Raw genomic sequence first — 2,052 nt, 5'->3', positions numbered from 1 at the left:
TTCTTTAACTGACTGGGCAACAGCATCTTCATAAAAATACATATCAACAAATGTTGTTATGCCGTTTCTAAGCATTTCATAAATGGCTATATCTGTTCCATCTTTTACAAACTCATAACTTACAAGTTTTCCTTCTGCAGGCCAGATGTATTCTTCAAGCCAAACCTTTAAAGGGTTGTCGCTACCGTATCCTCTTAAAAGTGTCATTGCTGCGTGTGTATGTGTATTTATAAGACCTGGGATAGCAATCTTATTTTTTCCTGTGATTGTTTTCCCAAAGTATTCATTTTTTTTATTTTCTCCAATATCTATAATTTTCCCATCTTTTATAACAATATCTGCGTTTTTGTACTCTGTTAAATTTTCATCCATTGTAAGAATGTAAGAAATATCTGTTATTATTAAGTCTGCTTTTTTCAATTTCTCCTCCTTTTAAATGTTTATAATTTTGAATTTATTAAAAGGCATTAATGAACAATTGCCTTAATTATATTTGCTATAGTCCAGCCAATAGTAAATAATAAGTTTTCTATAACATTAGCCATTGCTTCTGCTGTTATTGTAATTATATTATTTTTTATAGGAGTTATTTTATCCTCTCTTGGGAGAAATAGCAATGAGTAATGAACTTTTAAATCTTTTAATAATAGGCGGTAGTGTAATACTATTTGGCATTTTGATGATGTTTTTAGGTTTTTATCTTCAAAAAAAAGAGAAACACTCATAATTTTAATCAAAATATCTAACTATATTATAGTAAGTATCCCTTTGAGCAGGTATAAATCCTGCCTCTTTAATGATTTTTGCCATCTTTTCAGGTTTTGGATAAGAAACTGGTAGTCCTGTTGACGTTACAACATTTTCTTCTATCATTGTGCTTCCAAGGTCGTTTGCTCCAAAATGAAGTCCAACTGGTCCAACTTTCATTGTTTGTGTAACGTGGGAAGACTGTATATTTTCAAAATTATCTAAAAATATTCTTGAAACTGATAAAACCTTTAAATACCATACAGATGTAGCCGGTTCTAAAAAGTCAAGCTGAGTTCCGCCTTTTTGGAATGTCCATGGTATAAATGCTGTAAAATATCCTTTGTTGTTTTTTAGTGAATAATCTTGTAGTTTCCTAACATTTGATAAATGCTCTATTATATGTTTGGGCTTTTCAACGTGTCCAAACATCATTGTAGCAGTTGATTTCATGCCAAGTTCATGTGCTGTTTTGTGAACTTCAAGCCACTGCTGGGTAGTTGTTTTATTTGAAGATATTAATACCCTTACTTCATCAGAAAGTATTTCAGCTCCTCCTCCAGGAAGGCTGTCAAGACCTGCTTCTTTTAAAACCGACAAAACTTCTTTATAGCTCATTTTTTCAAGTTTTGCTATGTAGTTTATTTCCGTTGCAGATAAGCTGTGAATATGAATATCAGGAAATCTCTCTTTTATTCCTTTAAAAAGCTGAACATAAAAATCAAGTCTTAAATCTGGATTTAATCCTCCCTGCATTAAAAGGGTTGTACCGCCCCAGTCTACAAGCTCTTGAACTTTTTTATAAATCTCCTCAAAGTCTAAAACATAAGCATCTTTATCTGATTTTCTTTTTTGAAATGCGCAGAACTTACACCCTGCAACGCAAACATTTGTATAATTTACATTTCTATCTACAACAAAAGTTGCTATGTTGTCAGGATGTTTTTTGCTTCTAATGTAATTTGCAAGTTTTCCAAGTGTCAGAAGTTCTTCATTTTCAAGAAGATACAGTGCTTCTTCTTCTGTTATTCTTTCATCATTCTTTATTTTGCTAAAAATATATTCTGTCTCTTTATTTAAAGTAAGCATTTTTTACCTCTAATTTTCTGTATCTCTATAAGTAATAACCTCTCCATTTTCGTCAATTTTTCCACTTAAACTTTCATAAGATGAGTAATAATAAGGAGTATAAGCCTTAAATTCAGCTGCACAGGTATCTACCACTTTATATGAAACGTTTATTCTTCTTCCTCTTATTTTATCCTCAGTAGTTTTTAAGAGTCTTGCAAGTTCTTTATCTGAGAA

General features: G+C 31.3%; 3 protein-coding genes and 1 pseudogene. All 4 read right to left on the bottom strand.

Annotated features, from left to right (window positions below; translation table 11 throughout):
* Nucleotides 1–420: amidohydrolase family protein (locus tag HG1285_RS03600; protein ID WP_008288834.1), on the bottom strand; the 420-nt coding region annotated here is incomplete at its 3' end.
* A gap of 47 nt (nt 421–467) precedes the next feature.
* Nucleotides 468–725, bottom strand: coding sequence for a hypothetical protein (locus tag HG1285_RS03605; RefSeq protein WP_157560689.1), 258 nt, complete (start codon nt 723–725; stop codon nt 468–470).
* A gap of 4 nt (nt 726–729) precedes the next feature.
* Nucleotides 730–1,836 (bottom strand): cyclic dehypoxanthinyl futalosine synthase, encoded by a 1,107-nt coding sequence (gene mqnC / locus HG1285_RS03610; protein WP_008288832.1) that lies wholly within the window; start codon nt 1,834–1,836, stop codon nt 730–732.
* Between the two features lie 9 nt (nt 1,837–1,845).
* Nucleotides 1,846–2,052 (bottom strand): annotated as a pseudogene (locus tag HG1285_RS03615) (carbamoyl-phosphate synthase subunit L); the annotation flags it as partial.

The organism is Hydrogenivirga sp. 128-5-R1-1, from assembly GCF_000171895.1.
The sequence above is the reverse complement of the archived record's forward strand: the minus strand, read 5'-3'. Positions and strand labels throughout refer to the sequence as shown.

Coding starts and splice junctions, on each gene's coding strand:
- HG1285_RS03605 (WP_157560689.1), bottom strand. CDS start 725: ATGAGTGTTTCTCTTTTTTTTGAAGATAAAAACCTAAAAACATCATCA.
- mqnC (WP_008288832.1), bottom strand. CDS start 1,836: ATGCTTACTTTAAATAAAGAGACAGAATATATTTTTAGCAAAATAAAG.